Genomic DNA, 21,974 nt, shown 5'->3' with positions numbered 1-21,974 from the left:
GCGCGGGAAATCGATGGGAATGAGGGAGGCGCGCATGCGGCGTGGTGAAGGCCGCCATGCGCCGTCACATGACAAGGTGGCTAGTCGGCCATTCCGTGAATCGCTGTTGGCGATGCTCGGGATCGGTCTCGTCAACATGCTCGTCGCGCTCGATCAGACCGTCGTCAGTACCGCGCTGCCTTCCATCGTCGCGGATCTCAAGGGCGCACAGTACTACGCCTGGATCGCAAGCATCTATTTGCTTGCATCGGTCGTCTCCGTACCCATCTTCGGTCGGCTCGGCGATTATTTCGGCCGCAAGAGGTTCGTGACCGCGTCGATCATCACGTTTACGGCCGCTTCCGCACTATGCGGGCTCGCGCCGAACGTAGGGGTCCTCGTATTCGCAAGGGCGCTGCAGGGGGTCGGGGGCGGCATGATGGTAGGCACGGCATTCGCGGCGATCCCCGATCTATTCCCCGATCCACGCGTTCGAATGCGCTGGCAGGTCGTAATGGCCGGCTCGTATGGCATTGCCACGGCTGCCGGGCCGTTTCTCGGTGGTTTCCTGAGTGATGCCTATGGCTGGCGCTCGACGTTTCTCGTCAATCTTCCGGTCGGGCTTGCGGGTCTCTACTGCGTCATTTGCTATTTGCCGAAAATCGAGCAGCATCGCGGCCAGCGTTCTACGATTGACTGGACAGGTGCAGCATTGCTATCGATCTTGCTCGCGTCGCTCCAGATGGGCATTGAACGCTTTCCCGTGCAGGGATTCACGCTTTCGACGCTGGCTCTCGCCGCGACGACGATCGTCTCGTGCGTGCTGACGTACAGATGGGAAAAGCGTCACGCGCATCCGATATTGCCGGTCGATCTCTTCAATGATCGCAATCTGATGTTTCTTCTTCTGCTTTCTTTTGCCGCCGGCTTCGCGATGTTCTCGTTGCTCTTTTATATGCCGCTTCTGCTGCAAACCGGTTTCGGCATGACACCGCAGGCAGCCGGCCTCGCTGTTACGCCGCTACCCGTTTGCCTCGCGCTTGGCAGTTTTGCAAATACGCAAATCGTGACGCGCGTTCGCTCACCGATGACGGTCGTCACAGTCGGTTTTGCATTGATTGGCATAGGATGCGTCGGCGCAGCGATGCTTGACGTCGCCAGCCAGAGCGCGTTGGGTGGTGCATCGATGGGTGCTGCTGGAGTCGGACTCGGCCTCATCTTCAACAACCTCAACGTCTTCGCCCAGGAGTTGTGTGGACCCGCGCGCTTCGGTATCACGACCGCGTTGATACAGTCGACGCGAATGGTTGGCGGGATGCTGGGCACGGCCACCGTCGGTACGCTGGTGTCGCGCGCGCTCGCGAGCGTGGTTGTTTTCACCGGTCATGGACAGCACGGCACTGAGCGGACTTCTGTCGTGCATGCGATCCATCTAGGCTTTACCATCGACGTTGCGGTGGTAGTCGCCGCCTTGATCTGTACACGGCGTATTGTCGGCGTTCAATTCGGAGCCTGGCCTGGGTCGTTGCAGCAATCCGAGTGAACGGTTGCGAGTGACGGCTGGATGCGCCGAAGCGTTTTCGACAACTTCAAGGCGCCCCAGCATCGCGCCCTGATTCGATATCTGCACGGAGGCCTTTCGATGAACCCTTTGTTCCATATGATTGCTGGCGCACCCGACCCGGTCGCGCCGTTCAGTCACGCGGTCGAATGCGAGGGCTGGGTATTTGTCACCGGACAGATGCCGTTTACTGGAACTTCGATCGACAGTCCATACCCGGAGGGGATCGAAGCCCAGACGCACGCGGTCATGGCCAACCTGAAAACGGTGCTGGCGGGCTGCGGCCTTGATCAGTCGAATGTGATTTGTGCGCGCATCTTTCTCACGCATTTCAGTGAGGATTACGAGCGAATGAACGCGGTGTATCGCACCTACTTCCCGGCGGGGCGCTTTCCCGCGCGGACTTGTATCGGCGTCACCGGACTTGCGAAAGACGCGCGCGTTGAGATCGATTTCATCGCGCGGCGTTAGGCGCCAGTCGCTCTGGGGCGAGCCGGCGCCTGGCTGGCGTTGTCGGCGCGGCTTAGTGTCTACGGAGGAAGCGGCTGCGCGCAGGCTTGAGGACAAAGAGCGCGAGCAGGGCAGTCGTGATGTCGAAGGCGATTGCGCAACCGAAGACGGGAATCCAGCTGTTCGTGTGCTGATGCAGGAGGGCGGCAAGCGGGCCACCGAAGATGGAGCCGATACCAAACGAAAGATAAAGCCATCCGTAATTGGCCGTGGCGTGGCGGGTGCCGAACGTATCGGTGAGCGTGGAGGGGAACAGCGAGAAGATTTCGCCCCAACCGAAGAAGACCACACCGGAAAGGATGACGAACAGCACTGCGTCGTCGCGCGTGAGCAACCACAGGAGCATTGCAAGTCCTTCGAGAGCGAATGCGAACGCCATCGTATTTTCACGTCCAACCCGATCGGAGATCCACCCGAATAGCGGTCTCGTCAGCCCGTTTGTGAAGCGGTCGATCGTCAACGCCAGAGGCAACGCTGCGAGCCCCAATACGAGTACCTTGCTCACGCCGAAATCGGCGGAGAAAATCGCCATTTGCGAGGTCACCATCAAGCCCGAGGTAGCCATCAACGTCATCATGACGAACATCAGCCAGAACAGCGGTGTGCGCAACATTTGTGCGGGCCGGTAGTCGAGCGAGGGCCGCGTGCCGGCCGCTTCCGGTTGGTCGTGCAGGTCGGTGATTTCGCTGCGTGGCATCCTGAGCCCTTGCGAGGCGGCGAGTCCCACGACGGCGAAGAGGAGGCCATATCGTTCAAGCGTGCCGTCGATCCCCCGCGTGACGAGCGACGCGGAAATCGGGAACGTCGTGATGATCGCGCCCATGCCATACCCCGCTGCCGCGATGCCCGCGGCAAAGCCGCGGCGATCGGGGAACCACCGGACCATCAGGCCGACGACGCCAACATAAACGATGCCGGTTCCGATGCCCCCCACGCCGCCATACGTCAGATAGAGGCCGAGCACACTCTGCGCGTGCGATGCGAGTAGCCAGCTCAGGCCGGTGAGCACCGTGCCAATCGAGATCAGCGTGCGCGGGCCGAACCGATCGATCAGTGCCCCCTGGACTGGCGAGAAGAACGCCTGCAGGAGCACGAGAATCGAAAACGTCACCTGCAGCTCGGGTAGCGCGACGCCGAGCTTGGTCATGAGAGGCTTCGTCATCAGCGTCCACACATACTGAGGACTCGAGATGGCCATCATGCAGACGAGACCGAGTGCGAGCTGCCCCCACCGGTGCCGTTCGGCTAGTCTTGTGTTGGGCAATACCGATGTGTTCACTGTGTTCATTGCATCATTTCCAGGGTGCAGGGTATGTCACGGGCGGCTCGCTGTCCTTGCGAGCCAGAGGTCGGTTACGACTGGGTCGCGTCCGCCAGGCGATGGGATGAAAACTATGGGGTTCGTCGAACGACACTGTAGAAAGGTGCGGAACTCGTTGTTGCTGGCAGGCGAATCAGGCATACGTCATCGTTGACAAGAGCCAGAATCGTGCCAGTGCAAACAGGTGAGGCGACCAGGACCGTGCGGTCTCGCAGTGAGGTGGAGAAGGGATGGAAGCCACATGCCTGCAGTGATTTCCAATCGCCAACGATGCTCGCGGTTGGTGCGCAGCTGTGAGCATTGGTGCGTGGCGCATGCAGTCGGTGCAAGATCGGCTTTCAGATTTGATTCGCATTACTAACCGGAAGAACTAATTCACGAGACCGCGGCTTCAGCATCAACGGCATTAAGCGTCGTAGACCCGATCGAGCCAGCGCGTCATGCGAATGCAGCCCGGTCGAACGTCGGTACTCAGACACTTTGTATTTACGCTCTCTGAAGATAACCGCAACATGGCAGGCCGATTACAAATTCGTCATGTTTCCGATGGCATCGCGATGCGGGTCCGATACGCAAAAAAATGGACATCGTCCCGAGAAGGCGTGTGCTCACGGCGTCGCGCTTTGGGTGCGGCGATTGCGGCGGCGTCATAGTCAGGGCATATCACGACGATTCGAAGTGCCTATTTGCGAGGGATTCTGGTGCGCTCAATAATTTCCTCTCGTTGAAAACAGGTTGGCGCAAACCATGTCAAAGTCCTTCGCTTTGCAATCTCTGCAAGCACGAAAATCGCGTCTCGGGCAGCGTGAGATGTCCGCAGCGACGCGCAATCAACCGCATGGCCGAATAGCTGTCTCCTTCGACACGACCCATTTCACTGCACGGGTTGCGTATGTACTGGTATTGGCGATTGGCGCGCTCTTTAGTGTGACTCCCGCGATTGCCGATCCTGCAGCGACCACTCCGCGTGATGGGTTGATCGCTACCTGCGCCGCTTGTCACGGCGCCAGGGGCGAAGGTTCCATGGCGGTAGCGGCGCCCCGACTTGCCGGGCAGGATGCAGAATATCTGGCCCACGCACTGTCCATGTTCAAGGCAGGCACGCGCGCAAGTTCGATCATGCAACCGGTTGCGCGCACGCTGTCCGACGCGGACATGCAAGCCGTAGCCGGTTACTTCGCGGCCCAGAATCCGCCCGTTGTTGCGCAGGAACAGCCACAAGGCGATGAAGCCCGTGCCGGCGCGCAGCTTGCGCAGTTCGGCGATGGAACGGGCGTTGCGGCCTGCTTCAGTTGCCACGCAGCGGGGGGCAGGGGGAACGGTGCGCGTTTTCCGGGCATCGCGGGGCAGCCGGCCAGCTTCACGGTCGCCCGTCTCCACGAGTTCCAGGCGCGCGCAGCGCAGGGCGGCGCGAAGCCAGGAACGATGACGGCTGTGGCTGCGCACATGTCCGAGGCACAAATCGTGGACGCTGCCGCGTATTTGTCGACGCTGCCACGTTAGCTAAAGCGATGCTTCGAGTGTGGTTTCGGTGAAGTACACGTATTCGTAATGATCTAGATGTATAAACATCTGGGCATGGGGATGAATATTACCTTCGCGACAGGGAACGTTCACAAATTCATCACTCGTACCCTCCTACAATGATCGTCACGCAAGCACGGAAATCCAGGTGTTTCGCACTCCGAGGTTCACGCTGGTACGAACCCGATCGACATACATCATGTAGTGATACGAATGACTTACTCGAGGCGTGTAATGAAAATTGATCACGGTGCTGGCGTCGATCCGTGGACACTCGGCCAGGATTTGACCGAGAACCCGGAGATTCATCCTACGTCAGTGGTTCGTAGAAGCGAGTTCGGCAACTACACCTATCTTGGCCCTCGCAGCAACGTGACTGATTCGGTGATCGGCGACTACGGCTACGCAATGGGTGACAACCAGATCGCGCATGCGCAAATTGGTAAATTCGTGAATGTCGCGACGGGTGTGCGGATCAATCCGTCTAACCACCCAACATGGCGGGCGACCCTTCACCATTTCACTTATCGCTCGCGTTCGTACGGATTCTCTCTTGAGGACGATGCCGGTATTTTCGAATGGCGCGCCAAGGACCGGATTGTAATTGGTCATGACGTGTGGATTGGGCACGGTGCGATCGTGATGCCTGGTGTGACAATTGGAACGGGGGCCGCGATCGGTTCCGCGGCCGTCGTGCCGAAGGACGTGCCGCCTTATGCGATCGTTGTTGGCGTGCCTGCGCGCGTCCTGCGCCCGCGCTTCGACGCCCGTACGGCGGAGCGACTTCAAGGCATCGCATGGTGGGACTGGAGTCATGATCGGATCGACGCGGCGCTAGCCGACTTCCGTAGCCTCACTGCAGAAGCGTTCGTCGAGAAGTACGAGCGGTGAGCCGGTTTGCCATACGGCGCTCGCATGGGCGGAGGCCGCCCATGATGTCATGCGCCATGGCTTCGTTTAGCGGACAGCAACTCCACGAATTATTGTCCGGTCCTCAAGGGCGGATTCGCCGGCAGGGGACTGGGAGGTATTGAATTTCGGGAAGGCAATCAATGATGGAATATCGACAGCTTGGACGTAGCGGCATCAAGGTGTCTGCGCTGACGTTGGGCACGATGATGTTCGGCGAGTCCACCGACGACGTGACCGCAGCGCGCATCGTAGACAAGGCATTTGAGCAGGGTGTGAACTCGATAGATACCGCCGACGCCTATTCGCGCGGGGAATCGGAGCGTGTGGTGGGTCGCTCCATCGCCAGCCGCCGCGACCGATGGGTGCTTGCAACAAAGTTCGTCAATCCAGTCGGCGACGGTGACGTCAATGGCAGGGGCGCTTCGCGCAAGCACGTCGTGCGGTCCGTCGAAGCCAGCCTGAAGCGCTTGAATACCGACTATATCGACCTTCTCTACTTGCATGCGGAAGACCCGCAAACGCCGGTCGACGAGACTGTGCGTGCACTGAACGATCTAGTGGCCGCAGGCAAGCTCCGGTATTACGGCCTCTCGAATCATCGCGGCTGGAGGATCGCCGAGTTTGCACATACCGCACAGGCGCTCGGTCTGGAAGCGCCAGTCGCCAGCCAGCCGCTCTATAACATCGCGAATCGGCAGGCCGAAGCCGAACAGCTGACCGCGGCTCACCGGTATGGCCTCGGCGTGATCGCGTACAGCCCGCTTGCCCGCGGGGTGCTGACCGGCAAGTATGGTGCGGACGCCCAACCCGCACCCGAGAGCCGTGCTGGTCGAGGCGACGTACGCCTTCACCAGACCGAATGGCGGCGCGAGTCGCTCGATCTCGCGCGGCGCGTGCACGAGCATGCATTGACGCGCGGGCTGAGCGCCGGACAGTTTGCTGTTGCATGGGTGCTGAACAGTCGCTATGTGAGCTCCACGATCGCGGGGCCGCGCACCGAGGCGCAATGGGACGATTATTTGCCCGCGCTGGAATACCGGCTGAGCGCGGACGACGAGGCGTTCATCGATTCGCTCGTGGTGAGTGGCCACCCGTCCACCCCCGGCTTCAACGATCCGAAACACCCGTTTTTTGGCCGCATTCCGCGGCACGGCTCGCAAGACTAGCGAGGCCGCTTCAACGTGGGCTGACGCCTGCCTCGTCGAGATCGCATAAGCAGGTAGTTAGCGGCCCGCCGCAGATTCGATCGGTTGCCGCTGACGACGCACGATGAGCCACAGTGCGATTAGCACGGTCAGTGTCGTCAGAATCGCGAATAGCAAAGTGGCGTGCGCAATGCCGATTCGCTGTACGGCGAAACCGAGCCCGATAACCGGCAGGGAGATCGCGATATAGAGCACCACGAAGAAGCTCGAGGTCACTTCCGCGCGGCGATTCGACGGACATTTCGCAGCCAGATCGCCGAGACTCGCTCTGAAGCTCACACCTTGGCCGATGCCTGCGATCGTCGTGCCGACGACAAGCGTCGTCAGCGAGCGGTCCAGGACGCAGAGTGCGATCGCGGTCAGCCCCACCGCGAGACCGATGCAGCCAGCTGTGAGGCGATGCTGCGTGGCGATGCGGGCCTGAATGGTCTGACCGATGGCCGAGCAGGCGAAAAGCAGGAAAACGAGTGCGCCGATCAGCACACTGCTGTGATATCCGAGCAGCACACTGATCAATTGCGGAACCACGGCAGCGAAGAAGCCGACCACGACGAATCCTGCAAAGCCGGCGAGCGCAGCGGGAATAAATGCGTCGCGCACTTCCATGGGCAATGAAATGCGCTGAAACTGCAGCTTCGTGCGCTCAGCAGGGCGCGCAGTTTCTGGCGCGCGCCAGACGGCGATGAGCGCGAGAGACACCAGTGCGAGATGGACGGCGTAAGGGACGATGGTCGGACGCGGGAGCAGGGCGACGAGTATGCCGCTCAGCAGTGGACCGAATCCAAGTCCCAGCATGTTAGAGGCGGTTGCTGCCAGCGTTGCCTGCGGTTGCCATGCGGGGGGCGCCAGTTCGATCACGGCGACGGTGGCCGTGCTGGTGAAAATGCCTGCGGAAAGCCCGGACAGCAAACGTCCCACCATCAAACCGGTTGCCCCGTGGCTGGTGATGAATGCGATGGCAGAAGCAGCGGAGGCACACAGTCCCACAAACAACATACGCCGGCGACCGAGTTGATCCGACCAGTTCCCGACCGTGAGCAGTGCGCCCAGAACACCAACGGCATAGCACGCGTAAATTACGGTAATCAACGTCGGTGTAAAGCCGTACTGCTGCTGGTAAAACCGATAAATGGGCGTCGGAAGTGTCGTGCCCATCATATTGATCATGAAAGCGACCGCGATTGAAATGAAAGCGGAAGCAGAACGACGGGTACCCAATAACCGTTTCATCAAAATTACCGACAAGCCAACAAGCATTTCAGGGAGATGGCCGGCGGCGACACGAGACTACGTTGCCACGACACCGGAGCCGTCATCATACAAGCCGCGAGAAAATGCTGCAGGCGTGGCACGTGAGCGTTGGATTGCCTGTTCGCTCATCAATCTGCATGACGAAATGGTGCCTGAGACGAGGTCGCGATTTCATGACGGGCTGCCGGAAGGCCGCGTATCAAGCGTCGAGGCCGTGCGAGCCGAGCGTTCGATGAGCACCACCACGATCGCGGAGATGCACATCAGTGCTGCGACGAGCAGCATGGGCGCCTGATACGATCCGGTGGCGTCGCGCAGCCAACCCGTTGCATAGGGCCCAAGGAATCCGGCAAGCGTGCCGATCGTATTGATGAGCCCGATTCCCGCGGCCGCCGCTTCCCCGCTCAGATAGCGCGGCGGCAACTGCCAGAACGACGCGTGCGGCGTATAGATGCCAACTGCGCCAAGCGTAAAGGCAATCATGACTTCGTAGGGCGACGAAAGAAAGAGCGCGGCGGCGAACGACAGGCCGCCGATCGCGGCGGGTATCGCGACATGCCACGCGCTGACTGTCGTGCGGCGCGCATATTGCCCCCAGGAGACGATCGTGACGGCGGAAACGGCAAACGGAATCGCGGTGATGAGACCGATCTGTGAGACCGAGTACTTGACCGCGAACATTTGCGAAAATCCGGCGATGATCTGGGGCAGGAAGAATGCAAGGGCAACCACGCCGCTATTGATGCCGAAGAACACGAGCCCGAAAGTCAAAACACGGCGATCCGCGAGGGCACGCCATACGCCCTTGGGCGAATGGCGTTGCGCTTCAGCGCGCTCGACGGCAAGCGCCCGGTTGAGTTGATCGCGCTCCGCCGCCGTCAGCCAGGTGGCTTCATCGGGCCGGTTCTTCATCATGGTCGCGGTCACGACGCCCAGCGCAATCGCCGGCAAGCCTTCGAGAAATAACATTGCGCGCCAGCCCGACCAGCCGAAAAGCCGCACATGCTCCATCACGTAGGTCGAAATTGGCGCACCGAGCATATTCGACAGCGGGATGGACAGGAACAGCAGCGACATCAACCACACGCGTTCCTGACGCGGCAGCCAGAACGTCACGTACAGCACGATGCCGGGAAAGAAGCCCGATTCTGCGATGCCAAGAAGAAAGCGCAGCAGATACAGCGTATGCGCGCTGTCGACGAATGCAGTGAGCGAAGCAATCACACCCCAGGTCACGAGAATACGCGTCATCCACACACGTGCGCCGAAGCGTGCCAGCATCAGATTGCTTGGCACTGCAACGAGTATGTATCCTGCGTAAAAGAGGCCCGCCGCCAGACCGAATTGAGAGGCCGAAAGACCGAGTTCGCGATTCATCGTCAAGGCGGCATAGCCGACGTTCGCCCGGTCCATTTGATTGACGACGTAAAGCAGGATCAGCAGGGGTGCGAGACGCCATACCACTTTGCGGGCGATCTTCGGACTCAGGGGCACGGTAGCATCCGCGGTCGCATTCATACCGGTTTCTCCTCAGGTCAAGACTCGAGATCGGCGCACACGTCGCGTCGGTCGGGAGGGATTGCCACGCAGGCGCGCGGCGCAGTCTCTGTACTCACCGGCACAGGGCGAATCGTTCGAGCCAAGTGCCGGACGGCGGCGCCTACCAGCCGCTAAAGCGTTGCCAGCGTGCGACGACTGCTGGGCTGCCGGGTCTCACCACCTCGTAGGTGTCATGTTGGGCGCCCGTTGCACACGCATGGTTCGGCAGCAGACGTACCTGGGCGCCGATCTGCAGGTCGGGCAGCGTCGCGGTGCTACCTGGGCGTAGGGCGAGGATGCCTTGTTCCTGATTGGCTTCGACCATGATCAGATCCGGGTACAAGCGCCCATTGATGTCACAGGCCACGCCATAGCCCTGATCGACACGCTGCTTTGCTGTTCCGCGGTCGCGCGACATCGCCATCCAGCCAGCGTCGACGAGTATCCAGCCCTTCTCCCTCTGATGGCCGATAACCGTTGCCAGTACGCTCAGCGCGACATCGTCGGTCGAGCAAACGCCGAGGCCTGCCATGACCAGGTCGAAAAACACGAATACGCCGGCGCGCACCTCGGTGACGCCGGTGAGGTCTCGCGCGTACAAAGCGGTCGGCGTCGACCCGACGCTGACGACGGGCGACGGCAGGCCGGCCGCGCGCAATGCCTGTGCGCCCGCCACGGCGGCGGCCCGTTCTCGCTCTGCCATTGCTGCTATCGCGTCGACGCTTGTGCAGTTATAGGACTCGCCAGCATGCGTGAGCACCCCACGCAATTGCGCGCCACCGTCGTGCAGTTCGCGGCCGATTGCAATGAGCGCTTCAGTATGTTCGACGGATACGCCCGCGCGATGACCGTCGCTGTCGATCTCGATGAGCGTCGGAATGGGAGCGCGCGCTTCACGCGACTTCGCGGCAACGGCGCGCGCAGCGACCACGCTATCCACGATTACGGACAGGTTCGCGCCGCTGCGTCTGAGCCCCGCTACGCGATCGAGCTTGCCAGGCGTTACGCCCACGCAGTACAGGATGTCGCGCACGCCAGCCTCGAAAAAAAGCTCGGCTTCCTTGAGCGTCGAGACTGCGGCGCATTGACGGCCACCGTTCAGAATGCGCTGTGCGACCTCGATGGATTTCGGCGTCTTCAAATGGGGACGAAGATCAACACCCAGCGAGTCGAGATGGTCGCGCAGACGCTTGATGTTGCGCTCCATGCGCACCTCATCGAGCAGCAGGCAGGGCGTTTCAAGCGTCTGAAGCGCTTTCGGCAACACGCCGTCGAGTGGAATTTCTCGATTCATACGGACTCCCGTGGAATGACCGTGCGAGCATTGGCATGCCACTCCAGGTCCGTGTCCAGTGGCACGACCGGACGCGGCAGCTTCCTGAAACCAAACCGTGACAGCATGGGCGAGGTGAGCCCCGGTGCGTCGACGCTGATGATTCGATCGTTCGAAAAGAACTCGTCGAATGCCGCGCGGAAATGGCCGCGTGACTTCAGCACGACGACGCGCGCGCTTGCAATGTCGATGTCGAACATCTCGAAGAACATCGGTTCGTGGCACTGATGCCGTTTGGTGATGACGATAACGGTCACTCCGCCTACCTGCAGCGCAGCCGACGGACCGAGGTCGAACCGGCATCCTGCAAGCTGTCCGCGCCGCCCCACGCCTTTTCCGCTGTGTAGCCGCAACACGCGGGCGGGAGCCTCGAACGGCTCGGAATGCACCGTGGTTTCGCTGCGATTGAAGCGGGCGAGCAGCGTTGCGCCGGCGCCTGCGCTTACGGCGTCTGCTACGAGTTCGGGATCGGTCACGACACCGAGAATCACGCCGCGAACGTCGGCCTCGAGTAAGGCGCGCAAGATGAACGGTGTGTTGCCGCGTCCGCCACCGCCCGGATTGTCGGCTACGTCGGCGAGAAGTACCGGCGCACGGGTTGCGTCGTCGGCAATGGCTTTGGCGAGGTGGATTGCGTCGTCGAGCTGCGTCAGTTGCGGTACGAATGCCGCGCGCTCCTGCCAGCCGAACGTTGCGAGTTCGTTCGCAATATGGGCTGCGAGCGGTGCGTCGTTGCGAGTGGTCACGAGCACGGTGAGCCCGTTCTTTGGGGTGTCCGCGAATGCAAAACCGCCGACTACGGAAATGTTGACGACGCGCGGGTCGTCGATTGCCTCGGCACGCCGGATCATCTCCGCGTAGGGGCCGGAGCCGGGGGCTGTTAGCAACTGGGTCGGCGGGGAGCAGACGGGGAGCCTGACATGGGCAACGGAGGTGCGCATGCCGTTCCCGAGTTCGTTGAGTATGCGCGCCGCGTCTGCGCCACGCTCGGCCATATCGGTGTGGGGATTGCGTCGATAGGAGATCAACGCGTCCACGGAATCGACCATTCGATCGGAGACGTTCGCATGGAGATCCACGGTGGCGACAATCGGCACGCCGGGCCCGACGATGCTGCGCACGAGCGCGAAGACGGCACCATCGGGATCGTCCTCTTCGGTCGTGATCGCCGCGCCGTGCTCGCAGATGTATACGGCGTCGAGCGGCAGCGCCTCGCGCAAGCCATGCTCGAACTCGGCCAGCGTTTCAGAGAAGAACGCGTGCTCGACTGCGCCGCCCGATTCCGCGTTGGCAAAGAGGACGGGCACGGGCGTCCACGGCCCGATGCTGTCGAGTGTGCGGATAAAAGCGGGGATTTCGGGTGTCATGGCTGGCGCGTCACGTCTGGCGTCGGCGACCAGGTCCGCTCCCTTCAAATACGCGCGCGAGACAAAATCCGCGCGCGTGGAGACGGGAGCGAAACGGTTGGACTCGATCGCAAAGCCAAGCATGGCAATGCGTGGAGATTTCATCGTGTAGCTCCTGAGTTGGACGTCGTGAAAAAATTATTGGCAGCCAATAAGCACTCAGGGTTAACATGCGGTGATTCCTACATTAACTCTGCCTTAATGCTTTCGACTGAAGATTTGCGTTTCTTCGTTGTCCTTGCATCTTCAGCGTCGCTGGCCGACGCGTCGCGCAAGCTGGATGTCACGCCACCCGCCGTGACACAGCGCTTGAAGCAACTCGAATTGCGGCTGCATACGCGCTTGCTCGATCGATCTGGGCGGCGTCTCGTTCTGACCGACGAAGGTGAGTTGCTTGCGGCCCATGCGCGCAGGATTTGCGGGGAGATCGACGATCTGAGCGACATGCTGTCGTCCCGGCGAAGTACGGTGGCTGGCGCATTGCGTGTGATCGCGCCGCTGGGTTTCGGGCAGCGTTATGTCGCCCCCGTAATTGCCGGGTTTCGTCGTGAGTACCCGGAGGTAACGATCAGCCTCACGCTCTCCGATCGACCCACGCGCATTTCGGATGACATGTGGGAACTCATGATCCACATTGGCGAGATGCGCGACTCGTCGCTCGTCAGTAAGTATCTCGCTCCAAACCGTCGCGTGCTTTGCGCCGCACCGCAGTATCTCGCCCGGCACGGTGCGCCGAAGCACCCGGATGACCTGCGCGCGCACGACTGCATCGCGCTGCGCGAAAACGACGAAGACGTGACGATGTGGCGTTTCAGCCCGAGCGGTCGTGGCGCGGCGGCGAACGTCAGGATCGAACCGGCGCTGTCGAGCAATGACGGTGGCACGGTGCGAGACTGGGCGCTCGCGGGCCTCGGCATCATCGTGCGTTCAGAATGGGATGTGGCCGGGCATCTGCAGGCGGGTACGCTTGTGCGCCTGCTCGAGGGCTGGAAGCTGCCCGACGCAGATATCGTGGCACTGATCAACTCGAGGCATGGGCGCTCGCTGCGGGCGACGCGCTTTTTCGAGTATTTGCGCGCGTCGATGTCGCCGCCGCCGTGGCTCCCTTCGATTGGCGGCGAGGACAAGCGCGCACGTGCACTGCAAGTGCCACGCGCGACACGCGGCTAAACGCAATCGGGATGCGCGGTGGGGAGCGGGGCTACCACGGCCACGGAACCGACGTGCCCATGTTCGTTTGAACGGCGCGCTCGCGCAATAACCTGGCGAGAGTCAGGTCCTGCAAGGCAAGACCCGTCATATCGAACACGGTAATGTCATCACGCTGGCGCTCGAAGCGGACATTGCCGTTCAACACATCGCCAAGCTCGACTGCTTCGACTTCCTGTGCCCATTGCGCTTCGCCAATTTCCGACGCCTGGCCGGCGTCGTCGACGAAAAGGCGCGCGCGCTTCAGAAGACCGTCCGGCAATTCTCGTTTGCCCTTCGTGTCCGCGCCCACGCAGGTGAGATGAGTGCCGGGCCGCACGGCGTCGGCGTCGAACAATGGACCGTTGCCCGGTGTTGCCGTGATGACGATATCGCTTTGCTCAACGGCGTCGTTACTGTCCTTCACGTGTGAGATATCGCAGTGCTCGCGGAATTGTGATTCGAATGAATCGTTAACCTCCCCATTCGAAGTAACGTAGCGAACCCGGTCGATTGAGGGGAAGAGGCGCAACGCGAACGTCAACTGAATGCGCGCCTGCACGCCGGTGCCGAACACGCACACGCTCGTGCTGTCGGGACGGGCGAGTTGCTCGAGCCCCAAACCGCCCGCTGCGCCCGTGCGCATTGTCGTAATGGCATTCCCGTCGATCACGCAGGTGGGACGCCCCGTGAGCGGATCAATCAGCATGATCGTGGCCTGATGAGGCTCGCCGCCAATCTTCCGGTTGTCTGGCCAGAAGCCCGCGGCCTTGAAACCGAGCAGCGCTTGCGTCTCGACATCGCCGGATTTGATCCCGAAGATGCCGCTACGAAGCCGTTCGCGCACGACCTGGAAAACCCGGCCTTCCCGCTGGCTGTGCAGGACGAATGCTTCGCGCGTTGCGGCAAGTGCGTCTTGCTGGGTCAGCAGGGACTCGACGGCATGCTTGTCGAGAAGCAACAGGGTTTGATGTCGCGTGGTCTTGCTCATAGGGGACTCGGGTTGCGTCGCGAGGGGGCGAACCCGAGTATCGCGGCTCCGCGCGGCAATCGGGTTAACCGCTTCTAAGTTTGCGGTTAACGTCGACGTTAATGCCGTTTTGCGCGGTCAAGGGTAGGCTCGCAATACAGAGAGCAGAGAGCAAGTTTTTGCATTGGATTTTCACACACTCGCTGGTTGCGCTGGGCGTGTTCTTTAAAAAGAAATGCGCAATATTTCATGCAATATCCCTTGGCATTCATTTACCTGTCGCTTTCCTAAGTAAAAGCCACCATTTTCTGCCTTCCCTGTTTTTCCAGAGCGGTGCGCGGTGGACGCCACGTCGTCTGAAGTATCGTTCCGCTTAATTCATTCTCAAGGCGGCATTGGCAATGTCTCGTTCTCAATGAAGCGCGGCGCATCACGACCCAACTGCCAGGTTCGTTATGCTGCACACAAAAATTATCAGACGATTTGCGCATGGCTGTCCCGGGACAGCAAATAAACAACAATCGGTAACGAATCTCTGTGCCTCAATGCAATGACACGCTACGCTCCCGTTCACGGTCTTGTTGTTCGAGCGTGGGAAAATTTTCCCAGTTTGCTTACCAACTACTTTGGACTGCTAATGAAAAAAATACTTATTTCCGGCACCGCTGGCGCACTTTTCGTTGCCGCGGCGTCGTCGGTATTCGCGCAAAGCTCGGTCACACTGTACGGCATCGTCGATGAAGCCATCCGTTATCAGACGAATGCCGGCCCGGGTGGCGACGACCAGGTTGCCATGACGTCCGGCCCGGAAACCCACAGCCGCTGGGGCTTAAGGGGCAGTGAGGATCTGGGGGATGGCTGGTCCGCAATCTTCCGCCTCGAAAACGGCTTCGAAGCCTTCAATGGGCAACTACACGTCCCCGGTACATTGTTCAGTCGGCAAGCTTTCGTGGGCCTTTCGAACAAAACGTGGGGCTCTCTGACCTTTGGCAGGCAATATGCGCCGGCCTACGACACCCTGGGCGATATCTTCGACCCGCTGACCGTTGGCAACTATTGGCAAAACAGCTGGATGTATAACGGCATCGGCCCTTATCTCGAAGTCAACAACTCGGTGAAGTACAAGGGCAGCTTTTCGGGCCTGGATATCAATGCCCTTTACGGCTTTGGCAATCAGCCGGGAGCGCTCGGTCTCGGCGCCACCTATGCCGTGGAACTGACGTATACCTACGGCCCTGCCATGCTCAACGCAGGCTTCCAGCAGGTCTCCGTTCCGACATCTGCGACTGGCTCTTCGGTTGGCACGAGTGTCGGCAGCTCAATCAATGGCGCCAAGAGCAACTTCATGCACGTCAGCGGCGCGTTTCAGGTCAACCACGAAATCCGCCTCCTGGCCGGCTGGCTGCGGGGGCAGGACCGGACGGGTTTGACTGACCTCTACATGCAGCAATCTGGCGCGCCGACGTTGAAGGGTCCAGGTAGCCCCAACCGTATCGACGACACCTGGTACGCAGGTGTGAACTGGCACGCCATGCCTTCGCTGCTGTTCACGTTCGCCTACTACTACGGGCAGACGCGCAATGCTGAACTGCTCGACGGCACGCTCGGCAGGGGTGTGAATCAATCGGCTACCGTTCTCGCCGAATACTCGTTCACGAAGCGCACGGAAGTCTACGGGATCACGGACTTTGCGCGTGGCACAGGTGCGTTCTCTGCCGACTACCCGGGCGGTGTCAACGGCGAGGGCGTTCCGACCAACACCATTGGCCGGACCAATCAGTTGGGGGTAGCGGTCGGACTTCGCACGATGTTCTAAAGACGCGTTCATACCCGCCGACGCGGATGTCGCGTCCGGTGCGCGGGCCAGCGTAACAGCGTCGGCCCGCGCTCCCTTTTTTTTCGACGAGGCGGGTTTCTCGCTTCGATGCTGCCTCTCAGGCCATTTCCACGAGTGTCGCAGTCACGTCCAAAAGCGGCCGTTCTAATTTAAGCCAAGCGCTTTCAGGCGACGGTAGAGCGTCCGCTCGCTCCACCCTAGATGCAATGCGAGCGCCTTGCGAGTGCCGGAGAACGCTCTTGCAACGTCCACCAGGTCTGCATCGGACAGTGCGGGCGATGAACGTGCTCGCGTGCGCCGCTCGACCGCATCGGCGTGTTCCATCGTGCCTTTCAGTATGTTTTCCGGCAAATGCTCGGGGCGAATGACCCCATCATCGGAAAAGAGGCACGCGCGCTCGAGCACGTTGCGCATTTCACGAATATTGCCCGGCCATGGGTAAGCTTCTAGCGTCGCGATGGCCTCGCGACTGGCCGTGAGCTTGTGGCCCCGTGCGCGGCCGACGCCATCGCCTGCGTTGCCGATGCGCTGGAGAATCGAATCGACGAGAAGCGCGATGTCGTCACGACGCTCGCGCAATGCGGGCAACTGGATTGGGAACGCGCTGATCCGATAGTACAAGTCCTGCCGGAATCGCCCATCGTGCGTCATGTCGAGCAAAGGCTTGTGGGTTGCCGCAACAAGACGGAAGTCCGAGTGCAAGGTCTCGGTGCTGCCTACCCGGCGAAACGTGCCCGTTTCGATCAGGCGCAAGAGCTTCACCTGCATCGAGAGCGGCACATCGCCGATTTCATCCAGAAACAGCGTGCCGCCCTGTGCCGTCTCGACCAGCCCGGGCTTTCTCGTCATCGCGCCCGTAAATGCGCCTTTCTCGTAGCCGAAGAACTCGCTCTCGAACAGCGACTCCGCGATGCCTGAGCAATCGACGACGACAAGCGGACCCTGCGCACGCGGGCTCGCCTCATGGAGTGCCGCGGCAAAGAGCTCTTTGCCTGTTCCGGATTCGCCTAGCAGCAGCACCGGCAGCTTTGACGGCGCAACGCGCTGAAGCGCGGCGATCGCGTTGTTGAACGCGACCGAGCGTCCGACGAGCCCGTCCGCACTCGGTTTTGCCGACGCGCTGCGAACCGTCACGAGCCGCTCGACGTACGCAATAACTTCCTGCTGCGCGCCGAAGATCGGACGCAGTTCGACATCGACATGCTCGGGGCCACGCGGCGTGTGGTGAATGTGCAGCACGCGATCCGGGCCGCGCTGCTCCAGCGCGCGCTTCATCGGACAGTGCTCCCCCGCCTGGTCACAGGGAACGTCGTAATGGTGCGAAATCTGATAGCACTTGTGGCCCAGATGCGGCGCACCGGCAACGCCAAACTGACGCTGGTAGGCCGTATTCGCCGCAAGAATCCGGTATTGCGGATCCAGCACGATCATCGGCTGAGGGTCGTGCTCGAGGTATCCGACGAGCGCGGCCACGTCCGGCGCCGGTTCGTCGCCCGAGACCGTCGATAACGAGTCTGTGCCGAGGATGGGGATGTGCGATTTCATGCGAAAGCATTCGGAAGAGGTTCTCACTATAGCCGATCACTGCCAACTCTGCCAGATCACTGCCAGATGTGGCAGTGTCAGCCATGCAGCAGACCAATCGTCGTCCGCGATGTCTCGACGATGATCAATCAATATCCTTTAGCGTCAGTGACTTGCGATCAATTCGCCGACACACATGAGCAGATGGCATGGAGCTTGTATAAGGGCTGGCTCCCATTGATCTGCACCGAGGATACGGCGATGACGACTGCGAGCCCATTGTCCATCGAGGGCTTCTTCGACCCGAAGACGTCCACGGTCAGCTATGTGCTGACCGATACTGACACGCGCGAGTGCGCATTGATCGACAGCGTGCTGGATTTCGATCCGAAGTCCGGGCGCACCTGCACGGCAAGCGCAGACAAGCTTGTTGCGCGCGTTCGCGAGCTAGGCCTGAACGTACGATGGCTGCTCGAGACCCATGTGCATGCCGACCACCTGTCGGCCGCGCCTTATCTGAAGGAAAAGGTCGGCGGCGAGATCGCAATTGGCGCCGAAGTGATCCGTGTGCAAGAGGTCTTCGGCAAGCTCTTTAACGCCGGCCTCGATTTCAAACGCGACGGCAAGCAGTTCGACCGGCTGCTCGCCGATGGCGATGAGTTCGAAATCGGCGGCCTGAAAGCGCGGGCGATGCATACGCCCGGCCACACGCCCGCCTGCATGACCTACGTGGTGGGCGACGGCCAGGAGACAGCCGCATTTGTGGGCGACACGCTGTTCATGCCCGAGTACGGCACCGCGCGCTGCGACTTTCCCGGCGGCGATGCGCGGGCGCTCTTTCGCTCGATCAACCGGGTCCTGAGCTTGCCCCGCGAAACGAAACTCTATATGTGCCACGACTATCAGCCAGGCGGGCGCGAACTGCAATTCGTCAGCACGGTCGCCGAGCAGCGCGAGCGCAACATCCACGTTCGCGACGGTACGAGCGAAGCGCATTTCGTTGCGATGCGCACGGCGCGCGACGCGAAGCTCGACATGCCTCAGCTGATTCTGCCGTCGGTGCAGGTCAACATGCGCGCCGGACAGCTGCCCGAGGCCGAGGAAAACGGCGTTTCGTATATCAAGATTCCGGTGAACGGCCTTTGAGGCGTTGCATCGGGAAATCGGAATTCGTGGAGAAAAGCATGGAATTCAGAAGGCTGACGGACGACCTGTCCGTATCGCCGCAAATTACGGTGAAGGATCTGGCGGCGGTTCGCGCGGCGGGGTACCGCGCGATCATTTGCAATCGCCCCGACGGGGAAGGCGCGGACCAGCCGACCTTCGTCGAAATCGAGCGAGCTGCGCGCGAACACGGGATAGCTGCCTTTTACCTGCCCGTCGAATCGGGCAAGGTAAGCGACGACGACTCCGTGAAATTCGGCGACCTCATGCGAAAGCTCGACAAACCCGTGCTCGCCTATTGCCGCACGGGGATGCGCGCTGCGACGCTGTGGGGACTGTCGGAGGCACCGTCGAAACCCCTGCCGGACATTCTCGGCGCCGCGCAGGCGGCCGGCTATGAACTGGGCGCGCTGACTCGCCGCATCGTCAATGGCGGCAAGGTACCGGTGCAAGTGGCGACGGCAAGCCACGACATCGTCATTGTCGGCGCGGGTGCCGCGGGCCTCGCCACCGCCGCCAGCCTCCTTGCGCGCGACAAATCGCTCGACATCGCGATCATCGACCCTGCTGGCACGCATTACTACCAGCCCGGCTGGACGATGGTAGGCGGCGGCATATTCAAACCGCAGGCAACGACGCGTGAGATGGCGGCCGTCTTGCCAGGCAAGGTTCACTGGATCAAGGCAGGCGTCGCCGCATTCGAACCCGACAATCACGCTGTGATTCTTGAAGGATGCCGCGTGGTGCGGTATCGAAAACTGGTCGTGTGCCCTGGGCTCAAGCTTGATTGGGGCGCGATTCCCGGTCTTCCGGAAACGCTTGGGCGCAACGGCGTGACGTCCAACTATCGCTACGACCTCGCACCTTATACGTGGCAACTCGTGCGCGAGATGAAGCGCGGCCGTGCCATCTTCACGCAGCCGCCGATGCCGATCAAGTGCGCGGGCGCACCGCAAAAGGCGATGTACCTGTCGTCGGATTACTGGCAGCGCTCAGGCCGGCTGCAAGAGATCGAGGTTCAGATGTTCAATGCGGGCGCCGTTCTGTTCGGCGTCGCCGACTACGTGCCGGCGTTGATGGAGTACGTCGAGCGATACGGCATCGATCTCAACTTCGGTTACAACCTCATCGAGATAGATGGTCCGCGCAAGCGTGCCACCTTCCGCCGTGCGTTGCAGGACGGCACGGTCGAAGCGGTCACCCATGACTTCGACATGATCCACGTCGTTCCTCCGCAGAAGGCGCCCGATTTCATTCGCGTGAGCCCGCTGGCGGATCAAGCCGGCTGGGTCGACGTCGATCAGAACACGCTGCGCCACAAGAAGTTCGCCGACGTCTTCGCGCTAGGCGATGTGACCAATGCACCCAATGCAAAAACAGCAGCGGCTGCGCGCAAGCAGGCCCCCGTCGTCGCCCACAACGTGCTCGCGAGTCTCGGCAAGGCACAGGGGCAAGCCGCTTACGACGGCTACGGCTCGTGCCCGCTCACGGTCGCGCGCGGCAAGATCGTGCTCGCGGAGTTTGTGTACGGCGGCAAGCTTGCACCGTCGTTCCCGGCCTGGCTGATCGATGGAAAGCGCCCGTCACGACTGGCGTGGCTGCTGAAGGAGCGCGTGTTGCCTCCGCTCTACTGGCGCGCCATGCTCAAGGGCCGTGAGTGGCTGGCCAGGCCGGAAATAGTCGGCTGAGTACTGAGCAAGCATCCCGAGCGTGCCGAATAACGCCGGCTGCGGCCGGTGTTGCGACCTAATCCTCTTTTCAAGCACTCATGCTCACTTCACTGATACTTGGCGCCCTCGTCGGCGCTGTACTTGGCCTGACCGGTGCAGGCGGCGGTATTCTCGCGGTTCCCGCACTGGTAGTGGGAATGGGCTGGCCGATGCAGCAAGCATCGCCGGTCGCACTGATCGCGGTTGCCGGAAGTGCGGCGATTGGCGCCGTCGAGGCTTTCCGGCGCGGTCTCGTGCGCTATCGTGCGGCACTGCTGATGACGTTCGCCGGCGTGCCGTTGACCACGCTTGGCGCCAACCTCGCGCACAAGCTGCCGCAACAATTGCTGATCGAACTCTTTGCGGGCGTGATGCTGCTCGTTGCGATTCGCCTGCTCACTCAGGCGTTACGCCGCAGGCCAACGGAGCAGGCGCTGCCGCCGTCCAGAATCGGCCAGGTGGACCCACGCACGGGGCGCCTCCTGTGGAACTGGACAACCGGCGCCGCGCTCGCGGGAACGGGTGCACTGACAGGCTTGATGACGGGTCTACTGGGGGTGGGTGGCGGTTTCGTCATCGTGCCGATGTTGCGAAAGTTCACGAATGTGTCGATGCACGGCATCGTTGCCACGTCGCTGATGGTCATCGCCATGGTCGGCAGCGGCGGCGTTGTGTCGACGATACGAGCCGGCGTGTCGCCGCCGCTTATGCTCACGCTGCTGTTCAGCGTCACGACGGCGCTCGGGATGATCGTGGGGCGCGGCGCATCGCGTTATCTGGCCGCGCGGCATGTGCAGATCGGCTTTGCCGGCGTGCTGGTCTGCGTTTCACTGGGGATGATGGTGAAGGCCTGGATTAACCCATGAGCAACCGGGCTGCTCAGGTCGGTGTGGGCTGCGACGCGGAATTCCGTTGCTCGACCCAGTCAACCGGGAGTCGTCCGCGACAAGCCGTGATGCGCACATGGTTGCATCGGCGCGTCACCTCGTCCGCCTCAGTTTTGCTGTGTTTGCGTCAAATCCCGTGCGTGGCGAGACTGTT

17 protein-coding genes are annotated in these 21,974 nt (G+C 61.2%); 10 read left to right on the top strand and 7 right to left on the bottom strand.

All coding sequences use genetic code 11. The features are described 5' to 3' along the window. Positions 1-34: 34 nt before the first annotated feature. Positions 35-1,522 (top strand): MFS transporter, encoded by a 1,488-nt coding sequence (locus U5A65_RS22385; protein ID WP_415765390.1) that lies wholly within the window; start codon positions 35-37, stop codon positions 1,520-1,522. Positions 1,523-1,621: 99 nt separating this feature from the next. Next, positions 1,622-2,011, top strand: a complete 390-nt coding sequence (locus tag U5A65_RS22380; RefSeq protein WP_321947447.1) for a RidA family protein — start codon at positions 1,622-1,624, stop codon at positions 2,009-2,011. 52 nt (positions 2,012-2,063) lie between these two features. Here U5A65_RS22380 and oxlT read toward each other — a convergent pair whose 3' ends face one another. After that, entirely contained in the window at positions 2,064-3,338 is a 1,275-nt protein-coding gene (gene oxlT / locus U5A65_RS22375) for an oxalate/formate MFS antiporter (protein WP_321947446.1), read from the bottom strand. Positions 3,339-4,118: 780 nt separating this feature from the next. Here oxlT and U5A65_RS22370 point away from each other — a divergent pair. The 3 genes from U5A65_RS22370 to U5A65_RS22360 all read left to right on the top strand — a co-directional run bounded on the left by U5A65_RS22370 (position 4,119) and on the right by U5A65_RS22360 (position 6,973). Continuing rightward, a complete protein-coding gene (locus U5A65_RS22370; protein WP_321947673.1) occupies positions 4,119-4,874 on the top strand; it encodes a c-type cytochrome in 756 nt (251 codons plus the stop codon). Between the two features lie 255 nt (positions 4,875-5,129). Further along, a complete protein-coding gene (locus tag U5A65_RS22365) occupies positions 5,130-5,786 on the top strand; it encodes an acetyltransferase (RefSeq protein WP_321947445.1) in 657 nt (218 codons plus the stop codon). Between the two features lie 164 nt (positions 5,787-5,950). After that, positions 5,951-6,973, top strand: coding sequence for an aldo/keto reductase (locus U5A65_RS22360; protein ID WP_321947672.1), 1,023 nt, complete (start codon positions 5,951-5,953; stop codon positions 6,971-6,973). 57 nt (positions 6,974-7,030) lie between these two features. On the opposite strand, the gene U5A65_RS22355 is transcribed toward U5A65_RS22360, so the two are convergent. The 4 genes from U5A65_RS22355 to U5A65_RS22340 form a co-directional block, all read right to left on the bottom strand. Continuing rightward, positions 7,031-8,242, bottom strand: coding sequence for an MFS transporter (locus U5A65_RS22355; RefSeq protein WP_321947443.1), 1,212 nt, complete (start codon positions 8,240-8,242; stop codon positions 7,031-7,033). 192 nt (positions 8,243-8,434) lie between these two features. Then, on the bottom strand, positions 8,435-9,781 hold the full coding sequence (locus U5A65_RS22350) for an MFS transporter (protein WP_321909907.1): 1,347 nt from the start codon (positions 9,779-9,781) through the stop codon (positions 8,435-8,437). A 142-nt stretch (positions 9,782-9,923) separates the two neighbouring features. Beyond that, positions 9,924-11,096, bottom strand: coding sequence for an alanine racemase (locus tag U5A65_RS22345; RefSeq protein WP_321947442.1), 1,173 nt, complete (start codon positions 11,094-11,096; stop codon positions 9,924-9,926). After that, a complete protein-coding gene (locus tag U5A65_RS22340) occupies positions 11,093-12,646 on the bottom strand; it encodes a M81 family metallopeptidase (protein ID WP_321947440.1) in 1,554 nt (517 codons plus the stop codon). The genes U5A65_RS22345 and U5A65_RS22340 overlap by 4 nt, the downstream gene beginning before the upstream one ends. Positions 12,647-12,670: 24 nt before the next feature. On the opposite strand from U5A65_RS22340, the gene U5A65_RS22335 reads away from it, so the two are divergent. After that, complete coding sequence (locus tag U5A65_RS22335; RefSeq protein WP_321947670.1) at positions 12,671-13,711, top strand: LysR substrate-binding domain-containing protein; 1,041 nt, start codon at positions 12,671-12,673, stop codon at positions 13,709-13,711. A 31-nt stretch (positions 13,712-13,742) separates the two neighbouring features. On the opposite strand, the gene U5A65_RS22330 is transcribed toward U5A65_RS22335, so the two are convergent. Then, a complete protein-coding gene (locus U5A65_RS22330; protein WP_321947438.1) occupies positions 13,743-14,720 on the bottom strand; it encodes an ornithine cyclodeaminase family protein in 978 nt (325 codons plus the stop codon). A 616-nt stretch (positions 14,721-15,336) separates the two neighbouring features. On the opposite strand from U5A65_RS22330, the gene U5A65_RS22325 reads away from it, so the two are divergent. Beyond that, positions 15,337-16,515 (top strand): porin, encoded by a 1,179-nt coding sequence (locus U5A65_RS22325; RefSeq protein ID WP_321947436.1) that lies wholly within the window; start codon positions 15,337-15,339, stop codon positions 16,513-16,515. A gap of 165 nt (positions 16,516-16,680) precedes the next feature. Here U5A65_RS22325 and U5A65_RS22320 read toward each other — a convergent pair whose 3' ends face one another. Then, complete coding sequence (locus U5A65_RS22320; RefSeq protein WP_415765462.1) at positions 16,681-18,069, bottom strand: sigma-54 interaction domain-containing protein; 1,389 nt, start codon at positions 18,067-18,069, stop codon at positions 16,681-16,683. 252 nt (positions 18,070-18,321) lie between these two features. Between U5A65_RS22320 and U5A65_RS22315 the strand changes: the two genes are divergently transcribed. The 3 genes from U5A65_RS22315 (at position 18,322) to U5A65_RS22305 (ending at position 21,799) form a co-directional block, all read left to right on the top strand. After that, positions 18,322-19,206 (top strand): MBL fold metallo-hydrolase, encoded by an 885-nt coding sequence (locus U5A65_RS22315; RefSeq protein WP_321947435.1) that lies wholly within the window; start codon positions 18,322-18,324, stop codon positions 19,204-19,206. Between the two features lie 38 nt (positions 19,207-19,244). Beyond that, entirely contained in the window at positions 19,245-20,912 is a 1,668-nt protein-coding gene (locus U5A65_RS22310; RefSeq protein ID WP_321947434.1) for a TIGR01244 family sulfur transferase, read from the top strand. Positions 20,913-20,992: 80 nt separating this feature from the next. Further along, positions 20,993-21,799: a sulfite exporter TauE/SafE family protein gene (locus U5A65_RS22305; protein WP_321947433.1), complete on the top strand. Its 807-nt coding sequence runs from the start codon at positions 20,993-20,995 to the stop codon at positions 21,797-21,799. Positions 21,800-21,974: the final 175 nt, after the last annotated feature.

The organism is Paraburkholderia sp. J10-1 (assembly GCF_905220165.1).
Taxonomy (GTDB): domain Bacteria; phylum Pseudomonadota; class Gammaproteobacteria; order Burkholderiales; family Burkholderiaceae; genus Paraburkholderia.
This window is presented reverse-complemented; position numbering and strand designations above follow the sequence as displayed.